The organism is Desulfurivibrio alkaliphilus AHT 2, assembly GCF_000092205.1.
Taxonomy (GTDB): Bacteria; Desulfobacterota; Desulfobulbia; order Desulfobulbales; family Desulfurivibrionaceae; genus Desulfurivibrio; species Desulfurivibrio alkaliphilus.
Genome location: NC_014216.1, coordinates 1,936,099 through 1,952,535 on the forward strand (window position 1 = coordinate 1,936,099; position 16,437 = coordinate 1,952,535).

Sequence of the window (16,437 nt, forward strand, 5' to 3'; positions counted from 1 at the left end):
GGTGCCCCGTGATCGTTTACTCGGAGGCTTTTAGGGCTGCTACCAGATCAATCCGGTGCAGCAGGCGCCGCACAATCAATCCCGAAAGCAGCGCCGCCACCGCCACCACCAGGGCCGCCAGGGCATAGGTAGAGGTTTCCAGCACCAGGGGCACCCGGTACAGATCCGAACGCAACCCCATGGTAAGATACCAGCAGAACAGGCGCCCGATCAACCAGCCCAGGGGAATTCCCAGCACGGTGAGCAGGGCAAGCTCCCCCAGCAAAATAAAATCGGTTTCCCGTTGCCGCAAACCCAGCACCCTTAAAGAGGCCAATTCCCGGCTGCGCTCGGAAAGGGCGATTCGGGCACTATTATACACAATACCAAAGGCGATGCTGCCGGCCAACAAAGAGGTGATAAAACTGAAGGCCAGCACCGTTTCGGCCATGGTTTCCTGAAAGTTGATAATCGCCGCCAGCCGTTGGCTTACCCCCGCCACCACCGGACTTTCCCGCAAGCGGCGGTTGACCTCATCTTGATATTGCGGGTCCACCAGCAGCAAGGCGCCGCCAATCACCTCACCTTCGCCCAGGTAACGGTTCAAGGCAGCCATGTCCATATATGCCGCCACCCCGATATGTTCCTGCACCAATCCGGCCACCGGCAGCTCCAGCACCCGCCGGCGCCCCTCCAGACTCTCTACCACTACCGGGTCGCCAACCTGCAGGGCCAGAATCTCCGCCAGATAGTCGGTCAGCACCACTCCCTCGGGAGGCGGTTTAAGGACGGCCAGTTCGCGGTCCAATACCCGGCGCAAACGGCCATCTGTTTCCAGACCGTGGAGCACGGTACGAAAAGTGCGATGCTCGTGCCGCAGGCGCACCGGCACCGCCCGTTGCCCTTCCACCGCTGCCACCCCCGGCAGGCCCTGCAACTCGTACAACAACCGGCGGGGGGAGTTTTCATTGAAGGTTACCGCCAAGTCATAGCGCTGGGCCAGGCCGAATTCCACCCCCATCATGTAATCCGCCGCATCCTGCCAGAAGCTGCCCATCATCATGATGGCACAGGCCAGGGCCACCCCGAAGATCGACAGCAGGGCCTTGCCGGGGCGGCGCTCAAAATTACGCAGGATCATCCTGGAAGGCTGATTCAGGAAACGCTGCCAACCCAGACGTTCAATGAGCGTCGGCCGATAAACGGGAGGGGTTTCCGGGCGCATGGCCTCGGCGGGAGGCAGCCGCACCGCCCGCCGGACGGCCCCCAGGGTGCCCAGCAAAGCAGCCCCGAAGGTGACCGCGGCCCCCAGTAGCAGCACTTGCAAGCTCAGGCGATAATCAAGCCGGGGGAAGCGGAAAAATTCGGCATACAGCACCGCCAGGGCCTCGCCCAGCCACTGACCGATGATGGTGCCCAGCAGCAGCCCGAAAAAAGTCATCAGCAGCACCAGTTGGCTGTAATGCCAACCCACCTGCCAGTGACTGTAGCCAAAGGCCTTTAAAATGGCGATCTGCTCCCGCTGGGTGGCGATAAGGCGGGCCAGGACGACGTTGAGCAAAAAAGCGGCCACACTGAGGAAAATGGCGGGGAAAACCCGGGCCATCACCGCCAGTTGCTCCAGTTCGGCCTCCAGGTAGCTGTGTGATTGCTGATCATCACGCAGAATGGCCCCCACCCCCCCGTAAGGCGCCAGCAGGCGATCCAGTTCGGCGATCACCGCCTCCGGCCGGGCCTCCCGCTCCAGGGTCAGCACCACGCTGTTGAAGGCGCCGTCCAGGTCGAAGGCAGCTGCCAACTGCGAGCGGTTGAGCCAGAGAATACCATAGCGGAGATTGTCGGGATAAAGTTCGCCGGGCTTGAGCTGATAGATGTGTTCCGGGCTGCCGCCGATCCCACTGACCACCAGTTCCTGCAGGCGACCGTTAAGCACCGCCTGCAGGGGGTCGCCGGGCTTTAAGCCGTGGGCCTCGGCAAAGGCATCGCTGATCACCGCTTCGCGGCTGCCGGCGGCGGGCAGGGTACCCTGGCGCAGGAACAGGCGATTGAGCTGGGGTTGCGCCCCGTCGGGCAGGGAGATCAGGCGACCGCTGATGGGATCGGCGAAGTCCCCCACCATCAGGGTGGCACTGCTTTGCAGCCGGGTTTCCGCCAACTGCACCCCCTCAATGGCGGCCAACTCCGCCGCCAGTTCGTTGGGCGCCCTTTTCAGTTCGGCAAAGACCTCGGCGAAACGGTAATCCCGGTAGAAGGCCTCCCGGCTCAAACGCAGAGATTCCAACGAAGCCAGCGACATCAGCAAAGTCGCCAGCCCTCCGGCAATCACCACCGCGATGGCCAGGCTCTGCCCCCGCATCTGCCATAACTCACGCCATAATTTGCGGTGCAGGGCTTTTCTCACAGGCCTTCCCTCATAGCTGCCAACTCCAACCGCGACCCGGCCGTTCCCCTTTTACCAATGCAGTTCGCTGGCGGGGCAGGGATTTTCGTTTATTTCAAGCTGGCTGATGCGGCCGTCGCTGACGTGGATAATGCGATGGGCCATGCGGGCGATATCGGCGTTGTGGGTGATCAGCACGGTGGTGGTCCCCACCTCGCGGTTGATCCGCTGCAATACCTCCAGCACCGCCACCCCGGTGGTGGAATCGAGGGCCCCGGTGGGTTCATCGCACAGCAGCACCCGGGGGCGCTTGGCGATGGCCCGGGCAATGGCCACCCGCTGCTGTTCACCACCGGAAAGCTGGGCCGGGAAATGATCCAGGCGCCCTTGCAGGCCCACCAGGCCCAGGGCTTCTTCCGGGCTTAAGGGGTCGGCGGCGATCTCGGTGACAATGGCCACGTTTTCGTAGGCGGTAAGACTGGGGATCAGGTTATAGAATTGAAAGACAAAGCCCACCATCTCGCGGCGAAATTCGGTGAGTTCAGCCTCGCCGGCGGCGCCCAGGTCCCGGCCGCCGCAGACCACGGTGCCGGCGGTGGGCCGATCCAGGCCGCCCAGAATATTGAGCAGAGTCGATTTGCCGCTGCCGGAGGGACCCAGCAGGACCACCAGCTCTCCCTGGTAAAGGTCCAGATCCACCCCGTCCAGGGCCCGCACCTCCACCTCCCCCATCCGGTAAACCTTGCACACCCCCCGGGCCTTAAAGACCACTTCTGCGGGCGGAGCGGTCACCGGGGTCGACCTCAGGAAGCCAGATAGCGGCGGATGGAGTCGGCCATGGTCTGGCAGATCATCCGGAAGCGATCCTCGTCGCGCTCCAGCAGGGTGGTGCGGAACCCCTGGTGTTCGGTGGCAAAGGAACTGAGCGGTACCACGCAGATACCGGTGGAGCCCAGCAGGTAGTAGACAAAGCGCTTGTCCGGCGAGGTCCCGGGCTGGCTGACCAGGGCCTCCACGTGGTTTTTCACCTCGACATTGTCAATGGGCAGGGTCTGCTTGTGGTTCAGCGCTCCAGGCGCAAAGGCCACGCTCATGTAGAAGGCGCCGTTGGTCCGGTTGACAATCAGGCCATCCACCTCCTTGAGGATATCGTAGGCGATATTGGAGGCCTTTTCATAGCGGCGCACCCGCTCTTCAAGATAACCGTTGTACTCCGGGTGGCTGACAATGGCCGGCAGGACCATCTGGGGCAGGGTGGTGGAGCAGACCTCCACCATCTTGGCGTTGAGAATCGAGGCCACGTACTTCTGGAACATGGGATCCTGGTCGGCATTATAGACCTCGATCCAGCCGCAGCGCGACCCCGGCCAGGGCATCTCTTTTGAAATCCCGCGCATATTGATGGCCGGCACATCGCCGATCACCTCGCACAGGGGGCGAGTCTTCTGGCCATTGTAGACAATACGCTGATAGACCTCGTCGCAGATAATAAAGAGGTCGTACTTGCGGGCCAGGGCCACGATCCCGCGCAGGATTTCCTCGGGGTAGACCGCCCCGGTGGGGTTGTCGGGATTGATCAACAGAATGGCCGCCACCGCCGGGTTGTACTTGATCCGCTTTTCCAGGTCGTCCAGATCGGGAAACCAGTGGTTGTGGGGATCCAGCCGGTAGGAAACGGGCCGGTCACCGGCATGGGCCGCCTCACCGGAGGAGTGGGTGGTGTAGCTGGGGGTCGGCACCACCACCCGAGCAGTGCGGCGCAGCAGGCCGTAGACCTTGCTGATGGCATCGCCCAGGCCGTTGAAAAAGATGATGTCGTCGGGACCGATCTTGACCCCACCGTGGCGGTTGACCTCGGCGGCGAGGAATTCACGGGTGGACAGAATGCCACGGGTGGGGCAGTAGCCATAGCTGGCGTTTTCCATGGCATACTCGGCCACCACCTTTTTCATCCAGTGGGGGATCTCCTCGCCCTTGGCCACCGGATCACCGATATTTTCCCAGTAGGTCTTGATCCCCAGCTTCTGGAGCTTCTCACCCACCGCCACGATATTACGAATTTCATAGGTGAGTTCACCGGCGCCAATATGCACAATGTCGGTACGCATGCCCTGGTAGTCCTTCCTGCCTGAATTGTTTTTAAATAAGCTTGCCTTGCTTTGCTTGATCGTAACCGTTCCCACCAGCCCCCGCAACCGTTCAATTGCCGCCGAGCCGTAACTGATCACGGGATACCCCCGCGTGACGATCTTCCAAGGAGTAAGCGGTCACGGGGTGCCCCAGATTGCGGCAAGCAGACCGGCGCAGCGTACACCGGGTACTCAAGCCGGGCTGATCGCCGCAAGGTGGGGTGCCCCGTGATCGCTTACGCCGCAGCTTTACCGTTGGTCGATGGGAACGAAGGGGCGACTCAAGGGCCCGACATAAACCTGGCGGGGGCGGCTGATCCGCCAGGCCGGGTCATCCCACATCTCCTTCCAGTGAGCAATCCAGCCGGGCAACCGACCCAGGGCGAACATTACGGTAAACATGCTGGTGGGAATGCCGATGGCCCGGTAGATGATGCCGGAGTAAAAATCCACATTGGGGTAAAGGTTGCGCTCGACAAAGTAGTCATCCTTCAGGGCCACCTCTTCCAGTTCCTTGGCCAGATCCAGCAGGGGGTCGGAAAACTTCAGATCTTCCAGCACCTCGTCGCAGGCCTGCTTGATGATCCGGCAGCGGGGATCGTAGGTCTTGTAAACCCGGTGGCCGAAGCCGGCCAGCCGGAAGGGGTCCTTGGGATCTTTGGCGCGTTCCACGTACTGGCGGTAATCGCCGCCGCTTTCGTGAATGCTCTCCAGCATCTCCATCACCGCCTGGTTGGCCCCGCCGTGCAACGGCCCCCAGAGGGCGCTGATGCCGGCTGAAACCGAGGCATAAAGGTTAACCCGGGCACTGCCCACCATCCGCACCGTGGAGGTGGAGCAGTTCTGCTCGTGGTCCCCGTGCAGGATCAACAGCTTGTTCAGGGCCGCCACCACCTTGTGGTTGATCTCGTAGGGCCGCACCGGTGAGTCGAACATCATGTTGAGAAAGTTGGCGCAGTAGGAAAGATCATGCCGGGGGTAAACCACCGGATGCCCCAGGGATTTTTTGTAGGAAAAAGCGGCAATGGTACGCACCTTGGAGACCAGCCGGGCGGACATCCGGTCGATGTTCTCCAGCGGATTTTCGGTCATCTCCGGGTAAAAGCTGCACAGCGAGTTAACCATGGAGGAGAGAATCGCCATGGGGGGGCTCTTGGGCGGGTAACTGTCGAAAAAGCGGATCATGTCCTCGTGGATCATGGCGAAATCGTTGAGCATCTGGCTGAACTCGTTGAGCTCGTCGCGGGTGGGCAGGCTACCGTGATCCAACAGGTAAGCCACCTCGACAAAGGTGCAGTTCTCCGCCAGCTCGGCAATATCATAACCGCGATAGCTCAGCACGCCACGCTCGCCATCGAGGTAGGTGATGTTGCTGATGCAGGAGCCGGTATTGGCATAGCCGCTGTCGAAGGCAACATATCCGGTTTGGGCCCGCAGGGAGCGAATGTCGATGGCCTTTTCCCCTTCGGTGCCGACAATCACCGGCAGCTCATGGACTTTCCCGTCGATTTTCAGTTCGGCTTTCTCGCCGGTATAATAGTTATGTGGCATAACTTAAATTCCTTTGTATGGTTAACAGAATCCGTTATTTTAACGTCGCCGACGGCAGTTTTCAAGCTGAAAGCCGACACTTTGACATCAGGAGATTTTATGAGCACTTACCAGCAGCGATTGCAAAAGTTTATCGAGGAAGCAACCCTCTACCCGGTTTCTTGTGAGAAACTGGCCATGGGACGCAGTGACCGCCAGTGGCTGGAGGCGGTGCTGGCGGCCGGGGTCAAGATCGTGCAGTTGCGCGACAAGGAGGCCGACGGCCGTACCCTGCTGGGCAAGGCCAGGATGTTCCGGGAACTCACCCGGGCCGCCGGAGCCCTGTTGATCGTCAACGACCGCCTGGATGTCGCCCTGCTGAGCGAAGCCGATGGAGTTCATCTGGGCAACGACGATCTGCCCTGCGAGGAGGTGCGCCGCTATGCGCCGGAGCTGCTCATCGGAGTTTCCTGCAACCGGGAGGAAGAGGCCGCCAGCGCCGAAGCGCGTGGTGCTTCCTACTACAACATCGGCCCGCTCTTTCCCACCGGCACCAAGGAAGAACCCCGCGAGGTGCTGGGCATTGATGCCATCGCCCGCTTCTCGCGCCACTCCCCGCTGCCCTTCACGGTCATGGGCGGCATCAAAAAGCATCACCTGCCGGACTTGCTGGCCGCCGGGGTAAAAAGACCGGCGGTGGTCACCGCCCTGACCCAGGCCGCCGACATCTCCGCCGAAGCAAAAGAGTGGCTGAGCTACTTGTAACCGTTCACCAAGGGTACTAAACTGCCGGTTTAACGGGCCGTAAGCGAACAGCCGTGCCGCAGGTTCGGGCAAGCAGCCAGGCGCCGCGTACCCCTGTACGTAAGCCTGGCTGATCGCCCGAAGATGCGGTGCGGCTGTTCGCTTACAGCTACTTGATGGTTTCCAGGTAGCGGTAGATCGGCGACTCGGTGGTCAGGACCAGGCGGGTGTTGCCCGCCAGGGTCTGCTGGTAGGTCTCCAGGGTTTTATAGAAACGGTAAAACTCCGGATCCCGGCTGTAGGCCTCGGCATAGATCCGGGCCGCTTCGGCGTCGGCCTCACCGCGCAGGGTCTGGGCCTCGCGGGAGGCGTTGGAGCGGATCTCCATCAGGTCGCGCTCCATCTTACCCAGGATCTCGGCCTTGCTGCCCTCACCCCGGGAGCGCAGGTCGGCGGCGATTCTTTTACGCTCGGAGATCATCCGGTCAAAGACCCGGCGCTGCACGGTATCGATGTAGTTGACCCGGCGCAGCATCACGTCCACCAGCTCGATGCCGTACTGGGCCACCACCTCGGCAGCCCGCTCGTGGATCATGTTGGTGATCACGTCCCGCCCCAAAGAGACATGCTCGATCTCCGCCGGCTCCAGCATACTTACCCGCATGGTGTGCGGCTCCCAGTCGGAGCTGCGAATAAATTCCACCAGGTTGTTCTGGTTGACGAAGTCGCGCACCGTACCGTCGATAATCGCATCCAGCACGTTTAACGCCTGGGTTTCGTTATGCACCGACTGCATGAACTGCAGGGGGTCTTTGATCCGCCAGCGGGCGGTGGCGTCGATATGGACAAAGGTTTTGTCGCGGGTGGGAATCTGGTTGGGGTCCCCGTCCCAGGTGAGGATCCGTTTGTCGAAATAGGTCACATCCTGGACGAAGGGGAGCTTGAACTGCAAGCCGGCCTCGGTGACCGGCTCGCCCACCGGGCGACCGAACTGGGTAACCACCGCCTGCCGGTCCTCGGGCAACACATAAATCCCGTTGGCCACCACCAGGCCCAGAACGACGATAACTGCAATCAGGGCGATACGAACTATATTTTTCACGAAAGCCTCCGCTTTAGCTTAACCGTTTTCTTTGCCGCTCAGTTGCCGACCTTAGCGCCGCCGCCCAGATTGAGCAGGGGCAGCAGGGATTTTTGTTCCCGGTCGATGACCACCACCTCTTCCACCTGGGGCAGCACCTCTCGCATGGTTTCAAGGTAGAGCCGCTGGCGGGTAACTTCAGGGGCCCGAGCGTATTCATCGAGCAGGGAGGTAAAGCGGGCGGTCTGCCCCACGGCCTCGTTGACCCGTTCCACCTTGTAACCGTGGGCCTCTTCCACCATCCGGCGGGCATCACCCCGGGCCCGGGGAACTTCGCGGTTATAAATCTCTTCGGCCTCGTTGATCAACCGCTGCATGTCCTGATCGGCCTCGTTGACCTCGTTGAAGGCGGGCTTGACCGGCTCCGGCGGGTTGACGTCCTGCAACTGCACGGTGATGACCTGGATCCCGCTTTCGTAACGATTCAGGGTTTCCTGCAGTTCCCGGGCCATGGCGTCGGCCAGGATGGCCCGGCCGTCGAGCACCGCGTCAAAGTCCATGTTGCCCACCAGGCGGCGCAGGGTCATCTCGCTGACATCGCGGACGGCCGGGGAAATATCACGCACCCGGAAGAGGAAATGGTAAGGGTCGGAAACCCGGTACTGGACCACCCACTCCATGTCGATGACATTACGGTCACTGGTGAGCATCAACGACTCCCGGGTGTAGCCTTCCTTCTGGTACTGGGTACGATCGGCCACCCGGCGGGTGCGGAACCCGAACTGCTCTTTCCGCACCGATTCCATGTCCACCTTGTGCACCACATCCACCAAGGGAATCTTGAAGTTCAAGCCAGGCAGGGTGGTGGCGTAATAAGCACCCAGACGCAGCACCACCCCCTGCTCGCCGGGCCGGATGGTGTAGAATGATGAAGCCAGCAGAAAGACCACCAGGATCATCCCGATCACCCCGGCGATCAGGCCGGGGTTGAAGCCGGGGGTCCGGGAACCGTCGGAGCCTCGATCACCGCCGCCCCCCTGGCCACCGCCTTCAAAAAAATTTTTAATCTTCTGCACCAAAGCCGCCAGCTGCTCTTCCGGCGACTGACCGCCCTTGCGCTGACCCCAAGGGGGTTGCTGATTGTCCCATGCCATAAAAGCCGTCCTTTTAAAAATCCGGTTTAACTGGTAGTCGGTAACTAAATCAAAACTGCCGCAAGCTGCTAGTTTGCCTTATTTCACCGAACGCTTCAACCCTTATTTGCCGACAAGCCTCCCGGGTCGCTTCCACCCCGGGAGGCTTGCAACCGCCAACCATGACCAAGAAGCTGCTGAATCAAAAGGCCGTAAACGTTCAGCAGTGCCGCAGGTTCGGGCAAGCAGCCAGGCGCAGCGTACCCCCTGTACGTAAGCCTGGCTGATCGCCCGAACCTGCGGCACTGCTGAACGTTTACGGAGGCTTGGCTTGACTTTTTGCCGGAAGCTCATTAGAAAGCGCTCACCCGGCACCGGCCCGGCAAACCCTGCCGCAGGGGCCACAAAAAAAGCGCAACCCCGAAGGATTGCGCTTTTATCGTCTTGCTGGTGCCGAAGGGGAGACTCGAACTCCCACGGGGGAACCCCCACTAGACCCTGAACCTAGCGCGTCTACCAATTCCGCCACTTCGGCAGCACCGTTGAAGAGGCGATAATATAGACGGCCGGGCTTTTTTGTCAAGCTAAATCGGACAAACTTATCGAAAGCTGTCCGATTTCAACGGAGCTAACGTAACAACAATTAGTTGCCGCACCCCGGCGGTACTTGCAAACAACGGATTACCACCATGCCCATGAAAATTTATACCAGCCTGGATCAGATTCCCGCCCCCTTCCCCCACGCCTGCGTGACCATCGGCAACTTCGATGGGGTGCACATGGGCCACCAGCAGCTGTTCAACACGGTCAGCGACTTGGCCCGCCGCCACCGGGGCACCGGAGTCGCCATCACCTTCGAACCCCACCCTTTGCAGGTGGTGCGCCCGGAAATCGGCATCAAGCTGATCTCCACCTACGAGCAGAAAGTTGAACTGATCTCCATGGCCGGTATCGACGCCCTGCTGGTGATTCCCTTCACCCAGGAATTCGCCGCCATGGACGCGGAACAGTTTGTCGACCAGGTGCTGGTTGGCACCCTGGGGGTCCGCGAGCTGGTGGTGGGCTACGATTACGCCTTCGGCAAGGGCCGGCGGGGCGATGCCGATTTCCTGGAAGCCTGCGGCAAGAAGCAGGCGTTCACCGTGCGGGTGATTCCCGCCTTCAAAGTGGACGGCATGGTGGTGAGTAGCAGCAAGGTCCGCGAGCTGGTGGCGGCAGGGCGGATGGAGGACGTCACCAAGCTGCTGGGCCGCTACTACCAGATGCGCGGGGTGGTGCAGGTGGGCAAGAAACGGGGCGGCAGCATCCTGGGCTTTCCCACCGCCAACCTCAGCCTCAACGAGCATGACCTCTGCCCCAAACACGGGGTTTACGTCACCCAGGTGGTATACGGCGGCAAATGCTACGGCGGGGTGCTCAATATCGGCTACAACCCCACCTTCGCCGACAGCAAGCTGGCGGCGGAAACCCATATCTTCGACTTCAACCAGGATATCTACGGCCAGCCGATCAAGATCAACCTGCTCAAACACCTGCGCGGCGAGCGCAAATTCAGCGGCCCGGAAGAACTGGCGGCCCAGATCGCCCGTGACGTAACCGAGGCCAAAGAGGTGCTGGCCGCCGCCGAGGAAGAATTCTGGCTCTACTGCGCCGAAAAATTCAATGATTAGGTAATCGTCCAGCAGCACCGCATCTTGCGGCGATCAGTCCGGCTTGCGTACCTGGGGTACGCGGCGCCGAACTGCTTGCCGCAACCTGCGGTGCTGCTGAACGATTACCTGACGATTTAAGGCCGTTCAAATTGGGCTGTCAGGTTTTGGGCCTTTCAGGTGCGGTAGTCGGCGTTGATCTTTACGTAGTCGAGTGACAGATCGCAGGTCAGGTAGTGGGCGGCGGCGGGGCCGGCCTTAAGCTTGATGGTGAGGGTAAACTCGGGGCGGCGCAGCACTTCGGTGGCCCTGGCTTCGGCTTCCGCTCCCAGGCCCACCCCGGCTTCGACCATCGGCACGTCGTCAAAGGCGATGCTTACCTGCTCGGGGTCAAATTCGGCCCCGCTGCGCCCCAGGGCGGCGATGATCCGGCCCCAGTTGGCATCCTCGCCGAAGAAGGCGGTTTTTACCAGGCTGGAGTTGGCAATGGTGCGGGCCGCTGCCCGGGCCTGAAGTTCATCGGCGGCCTGCTCCACCCGAACGGTCACCAGTTTGGTGGCCCCTTCCCCGTCGGCGACGATCCGGCGAGCCAGTTCCAGGCAAAGATCATCCAGTTGCTGCTGAAAAAGGCTTTGCGCCTCGGAGCCTGCCACCAGCGGCGGGGCTCCGGACCTGCCGTTGGCCAGCAGCAGTACCGTATCGTTGGTTGAGGTATCACCGTCGATGCTGATCCGGTTAAAAGAGGCCTCCACGCTCCGCTTGAGCATGGCCCTCAGCAAATCGGGCTCGACGGCGGCATCGGTGAGGATGAAGCAGAGCATGGTGGCCATGTCCGGCATGATCATCCCCGCCCCCTTGGCCACTCCGGCCAGGCGTACCTCCACCCCGCCCAGATCGCAGCGGCGGGCGGCGGTTTTAGGTACCGTATCGGTGGTCATCATGGCCCGGGCCACAGCATCAAGTCCCGATTGCGCCGCATCGCCAGCCGAGGCAGGCTCACCGGCCAGGGCGACCTGCAGCTTGGGGATACCTCGCCGGAAGCATTCAATATCCAGAGGCATGCCGATAACCCCGGTGGAGGCCGGCTGTACCAGCTCCTCCTCAACCCCCAGGGCATCGGCGGCCATAGCCGCACAGAGGCGGGCATTGAGCAAGCCGCCGTCCCCGGTGCAGGCGTTGGCAATACCGGAGTTGACCAGGATAGCCTGGGCCCGGCCACCGCTCAGCCGCCGGCGCCCCAGCATTACCGGGGCGGCCTGCACCCGGCTGGTGGTAAAGACCCCGGCGGCAGCAGCCGGCACCTCGCTGACGATCAGCCCCAGATCAAGCCGATCCTTGCCCCGGATGCCAGATTTGACCGCCGCCGCTTTAAAACCTCGTACGTCCACCGTTAAAAATCCTCAAAATCATCATCGTCCAACGGAAAAATCTCGTCGATGTTCTTCTTCTTCGCCGGGCGGTTGCCCTCGCCGGCGGCCTTACTGCTTCCCGCCAGGCCGGCGGCCCCGGCACCTGCCGCCGTTTTTTTGCCGACCGGGCCGGGCAGGGCCCGGCGCGCAGTCGGCCGGCTGGCCGCTCGGCCGCTTCCACCACCGGTGGGCGGGCGCTTAAGCTGCCCTCCCGGAGCCGCATCGACGGCAAAAATACTTTCGTCAATGCCGCCAATGGCCCTGATCATCCGGCGTACCATCTCCTGCAACACCGCCGACTGAGCGCTCAACTGTTCGGAAGCCGAGGCCGATTCCTCAGCGGTGGCGGCGGTTCGCTGGATCACGGTATCAATTTCCAACACCGCTGAGTTCACCTGCGCCACCGCCTTGGACTGTTCAGCGGATGACTCGGCAATCTCCCGGATCAGGGTGGAGATCTTGCCGATGGACTCGGTGGTGGTTTTGAAGCTGCCGCTGGTTTCATCGACCAGCGACGAGCCACTCTGAATCTTGCCCACCGTGCCGTCGATCAGGCTGGAGGTATTCTTGGCCGCTTCAGCCGCCCGCATGGCCAGATTGCGCACCTCATCGGCCACCACCGCAAAACCGGCCCCGGCCTCGCCGGCCCGGGCCGCCTCCACCGCCGCATTCAAGGCCAGCAGGTTGGTCTGGAAGGCAATTTCGTCGATGGTCTGGACAATCTTCTGGGTCTCGGCGCTGGCCCGGGAAATCTCCTGCATGGAGGTCACCAGGCGCTGCATGGATGCTTCAGCCCCGCTGATCACCCGGCCGGCCTCATCCATCAGGCTGTTGGCCTGGCGAATATTGTCGGCATCCTGCTGGGTCATGGATGTCACTTCTTCCAAGGAGGCGGAGATCTCCTCCACCGAAGCGGCCTGCTCGGTGGAACCCTCGGCCAGGCTCTGACTGGAGGAGGAAACTTCGTTGGCGGCAGCAGCCACCTGGTTGGCCCCTTCCGCCAACTCCCGGCCGACATTGCCCATCACCGAAGTCAGCCCGCGATAGGTCAGAAATCCAATGGCACCGGCAAATAAGGCCGCCAGGGCCAAGGAACCGGCCACCACCCGAGAGCTTGTCCGCATGGTTGTGCGGGCCGTTTCCTCCCGGCTGCGCACCTCATCAGTGGTTTCCGCCCGGATTTCACCCAGCAATCCTTGCACTCCCTGCAGGGCCGGGACGCTTTGCCGGGCATAAATCCTGGCCGCCTCCCGGCGGTCGGCGGCCTGCTCAATGGCCACCGCCGTTTCATGCAACTCCCGGTGGGGCTGCTCAATTCTGGCCAGCAAGGGGGCCAGGCTGGGCACCAACTGCTCCGCCTGCCGCCGGCCCTCGCCGTAATACCAAAGCCCGAAGCCGCAGCGCCGGTAATCGGTCTCCACCTCCAGCCGGACAGCCTGTTCATCTTCAATGAAATCCCGCACCCGGTCTGCCCAGATCAGATGATCCACTTCCCTTTGGGTAAGCTCCCCATCCAGTTGCAGTCCAGTGACAATTTCATCACTCTGCTGCTGCATGCTGCGCACCGCCAGACTGTTACCTAACCCGACGAACACCATCAGCAGGATAATCAGTCCGAAGCCACCGAGAATTTTTTGCACGATTGTCATACCGTTAACCGCTCCTTTCCGCTTTTGGCTCGTACACGGCGGGAAAGCCGCTACCATGGCAGGCGCAAGCGCCACCCTCTTACGCTGGTCAATACAAGCGTCAGGGTTTATTACCATAAAGTTAACAGTGATAACAATTATTTCAGCCCAAATACCCTGGTTTTTTTATCAAAAACACCACTTTGTAGTGGCAACGACATTCGCTATTGCCGGCCGCAACAGCGTTTATGTTTTTTGCCGCTGCCGCAGGGGCACGGTGCGTTACGTCCCACTTTGTCACCCTGCCGGGTTACCGGCTGGCGAGCCCCGGCCTCGGCTCCTCCTTCTCCACGGCTCAACTGCATGGGCTGCCGGCGGTTGCGCTGCTGGGACTCCAGCTCTTCAACATCGTCACTTCTGACCAGCCGGACCCGGAACAGGGTGCGCACCGTCTGCTCCTCCATGCGGTCGATCATCTCCCGGAACATTTTGAATCCTTCCCGTTTGTACTCGATCAGCGGGTTTTTCTGGCCGTAGCCGCGCAGGCCGATGCCCTCCTTGAGGTGATCCATGTTGAGCAGATGTTCCTTCCAATGGCTGTCTACCATTTGCAGCAGCAGGAGCCGTTCCAACTGACGCATGTTGTCGGCCCCAATCTCCTCCTCCCGCTCCTGGTAACGTTTTTTAACCAACTCCAGCAGCCGGGATTCCAGCTCGGCGGCGTTAAGCTCACTTTTGGCCGCCTCGTCCCAATCCAGGGGGAAGAAGAAAAGATCATTGACCCGCTCTTCCAGGGCCGACCAGTCCCAGTCCACCGAGGGGATATTGGCGTCCCCGATGTCGGCGGCCAGGGCCTGCACCTGCTCGGTGACCATCTCCGTGACTGCTTCCTTGAGGTCGCTGCTCTCCAGCAGCTCCCGTCGCTGGCCGTAAATCACCTCCCGCTGCTTGTTCATGACATCGTCATATTCCAGCAGGTGCTTGCGGATCTCGAAGTTGTGGCCTTCCACCTTGCGCTGGGCGTTTTCTATGGCCTTGCTGATCATGTTATGTTCAATGGGCTCATCCTCTTCCATGCCCAGCCGGTCCATGATCCCGGAAATTCGATCGGAGCCGAAGACCCGCAGCAGGTCGTCCTCCAGGGAAAGGAAAAAGCGCGAGGAACCGGGGTCGCCCTGGCGTCCGGCCCGGCCCCGGAGCTGGTTGTCGATCCGCCGCGACTCGTGCCGGCTGGTGCCCAGAATATGCAGCCCGCCCAGGCCGGGCACGCCCTCGCCCAGCTTGATATCGGTACCCCGGCCAGCCATGTTGGTGGCGATGGTCACCCTTCCCTGCTGGCCGGCCTCGGTCACAATCTCCGCCTCTTTGGCGTGCTGTTTGGCGTTGAGTACCGAATGGGGAATTTTTTCCTTCTTGAGCAGGCCGGAAATCTTCTCCGAAACATCGATGCTCACCGTGCCCACCAGCACCGGCCGCCCCTCCTGGTGCAGCTCCTTGATCTCCCGCACGATGGCCCGGTACTTGGCGGCCAGGGTCTTGTAGATGGCATCCGGGTGATCTTCCCGGACCATCGGGTGATGGGTGGGAATCACCACCACGTCCAGGTTGTAGATCTTTTTGAACTCGGCCGCCTCGGTGTCGGCGGTACCGGTCATGCCGGCGAGTTTTTCGTACATGCGAAAATAATTCTGGAAAGTCACCGATGCCAGGGTCTGATTCTCCCGCTCCACCTTGACCCCTTCCTTGGCCTCCAAAGCCTGGTGCAGGCCGTCGCTGAAGCGGCGGCCGGTCATGGCCCGGCCGGTGAATTCATCAACAATCACCACCTGGCCGTCGGCCACCAGGTAGTCCACGTCCCGCTTGAACAGCACGTGGGCCTTGAGGGCCTGGTTGAGATGGTGGAGTTGCTCAATGTTGCGCGGATCATAAAGGTTTTCCACCGCCAGCAGTTCCTCGCCCAGGGCCACCCCATCCTCGGTTAAGGAGACCGAGCGGGCCTTTTCGTCGACGGTGTAATGCACCTCGGGCTGAAAGCGGGGGATCAGGGTGTTGACCTTGACATAGAGGTCGGTGGAGACATCGGCGGGCCCGGAGATGATCAGCGGGGTACGGGCCTCGTCGATGAGGATGCTGTCCACCTCGTCGACAATGGCGTAATGGGGAGGGCGCTGACAGAAATCATCCAGGCTGAATTTCATGTTGTCACGCAGGTAATCGAAGCCGAACTCGTTATTGGTACCGTAGGTTACATCGGCGGCGTAGGCCTCCTTGCGGGCGGCATCGTCGACCCCGGGGATCACCACCCCGACGGTGAGCCCCAGAAAGTTGTAGAGCCGGCCCATCCATTCGGCGTCCCGGCGGGCCAGGTAATCGTTTACCGTTACCACGTGGACGCCGCGGCCGGTCAGGGCGTTTAAGTAGACCGCCAGGGTGGCCACCAGGGTCTTGCCCTCACCGGTTTTCATTTCGGCGATCTTGCCCTGGTGCAGCACAATGCCGCCGATGAGCTGGACATCGAAATGCCGCATCGACAGCACCCGGCGGGAGGCCTCCCGGACCACGGCAAAGGCCTCGGGAAGCAGATCGTCAAGGGTGGCCCCCTGCTCCAGGCGCTCCCGGAACTCGACGGTTTTGGCGGCCAGGGCGGCGTCGTCCAGGGGGGCGATCTCGGGTTCCAAAGCGTTGATCCGCTCCACCATGGGCTGCAGGGACTTCAGCACCCGCTCATTCTGGCTGCCGAACAATTTTTTCATTACTTTTAACAACATCGGGCAA

The 16,437-nt window shown here is 61.3% G+C and carries 11 protein-coding genes and 1 tRNA gene; 2 read left to right on the forward strand and 10 right to left on the reverse strand.

Annotated features, from left to right (window positions below; all coding sequences use genetic code 11):
• Positions 1-16 precede the first annotated feature (16 nt).
• The 4 genes from DAAHT2_RS08410 to DAAHT2_RS08425 form a co-directional block, all read right to left on the reverse strand.
• On the reverse strand, positions 17-2,380 hold the full coding sequence (locus DAAHT2_RS08410) for an ABC transporter permease (RefSeq protein ID WP_013163872.1): 2,364 nt from the start codon (positions 2,378-2,380) through the stop codon (positions 17-19).
• A gap of 51 nt (positions 2,381-2,431) precedes the next feature.
• On the reverse strand, positions 2,432-3,091 hold the full coding sequence (locus tag DAAHT2_RS08415) for an ABC transporter ATP-binding protein (RefSeq protein WP_083774470.1): 660 nt from the start codon (positions 3,089-3,091) through the stop codon (positions 2,432-2,434).
• 71 nt (positions 3,092-3,162) lie between these two features.
• Positions 3,163-4,467: a pyridoxal phosphate-dependent aminotransferase gene (locus DAAHT2_RS08420; RefSeq protein WP_013163874.1), complete on the reverse strand. Its 1,305-nt coding sequence runs from the start codon at positions 4,465-4,467 to the stop codon at positions 3,163-3,165.
• A 270-nt stretch (positions 4,468-4,737) separates the two neighbouring features.
• Positions 4,738-6,039 (reverse strand): citrate synthase, encoded by a 1,302-nt coding sequence (locus DAAHT2_RS08425; protein ID WP_013163875.1) that lies wholly within the window; start codon positions 6,037-6,039, stop codon positions 4,738-4,740.
• Positions 6,040-6,138: 99 nt separating this feature from the next.
• Here DAAHT2_RS08425 and thiE point away from each other — a divergent pair, with 99 nt between their 5' ends.
• On the forward strand, positions 6,139-6,783 hold the full coding sequence (gene thiE / locus DAAHT2_RS08430) for a thiamine phosphate synthase (RefSeq protein WP_013163876.1): 645 nt from the start codon (positions 6,139-6,141) through the stop codon (positions 6,781-6,783).
• A gap of 148 nt (positions 6,784-6,931) precedes the next feature.
• Here the strand turns inward: thiE and hflC are convergent, their stop codons facing one another.
• The 3 genes from hflC to DAAHT2_RS08445 all read right to left on the reverse strand — a co-directional run bounded on the left by hflC (position 6,932) and on the right by DAAHT2_RS08445 (position 9,511).
• Complete coding sequence (hflC, locus tag DAAHT2_RS08435) at positions 6,932-7,864, reverse strand: protease modulator HflC (protein ID WP_013163877.1); 933 nt, start codon at positions 7,862-7,864, stop codon at positions 6,932-6,934.
• 38 nt (positions 7,865-7,902) lie between these two features.
• Positions 7,903-8,997 (reverse strand): FtsH protease activity modulator HflK, encoded by a 1,095-nt coding sequence (gene hflK / locus DAAHT2_RS08440; protein WP_013163878.1) that lies wholly within the window; start codon positions 8,995-8,997, stop codon positions 7,903-7,905.
• A 427-nt stretch (positions 8,998-9,424) separates the two neighbouring features.
• A tRNA-Leu gene (locus tag DAAHT2_RS08445) sits at positions 9,425-9,511 on the reverse strand.
• A 154-nt stretch (positions 9,512-9,665) separates the two neighbouring features.
• Between DAAHT2_RS08445 and DAAHT2_RS08450 the strand changes: the two genes are divergently transcribed.
• Positions 9,666-10,646, forward strand: coding sequence for a bifunctional riboflavin kinase/FAD synthetase (locus DAAHT2_RS08450; RefSeq protein ID WP_013163879.1), 981 nt, complete (start codon positions 9,666-9,668; stop codon positions 10,644-10,646).
• A gap of 155 nt (positions 10,647-10,801) precedes the next feature.
• On the opposite strand, the gene argJ is transcribed toward DAAHT2_RS08450, so the two are convergent.
• The 3 genes from argJ to secA form a co-directional block, all read right to left on the reverse strand.
• Positions 10,802-12,013 carry a bifunctional glutamate N-acetyltransferase/amino-acid acetyltransferase ArgJ gene (gene argJ / locus DAAHT2_RS08455; RefSeq protein WP_013163880.1) on the reverse strand — a complete coding sequence of 404 codons (1,212 nt, stop codon included), beginning with the start codon at positions 12,011-12,013 and terminating at the stop codon, positions 10,802-10,804.
• A 2-nt stretch (positions 12,014-12,015) separates the two neighbouring features.
• Positions 12,016-13,683 carry a methyl-accepting chemotaxis protein gene (locus DAAHT2_RS08460; RefSeq protein ID WP_013163881.1) on the reverse strand — a complete coding sequence of 556 codons (1,668 nt, stop codon included), beginning with the start codon at positions 13,681-13,683 and terminating at the stop codon, positions 12,016-12,018.
• A 203-nt stretch (positions 13,684-13,886) separates the two neighbouring features.
• Complete coding sequence (secA, locus tag DAAHT2_RS08465; RefSeq protein ID WP_013163882.1) at positions 13,887-16,430, reverse strand: preprotein translocase subunit SecA; 2,544 nt, start codon at positions 16,428-16,430, stop codon at positions 13,887-13,889.
• Positions 16,431-16,437 lie beyond the last annotated feature (7 nt).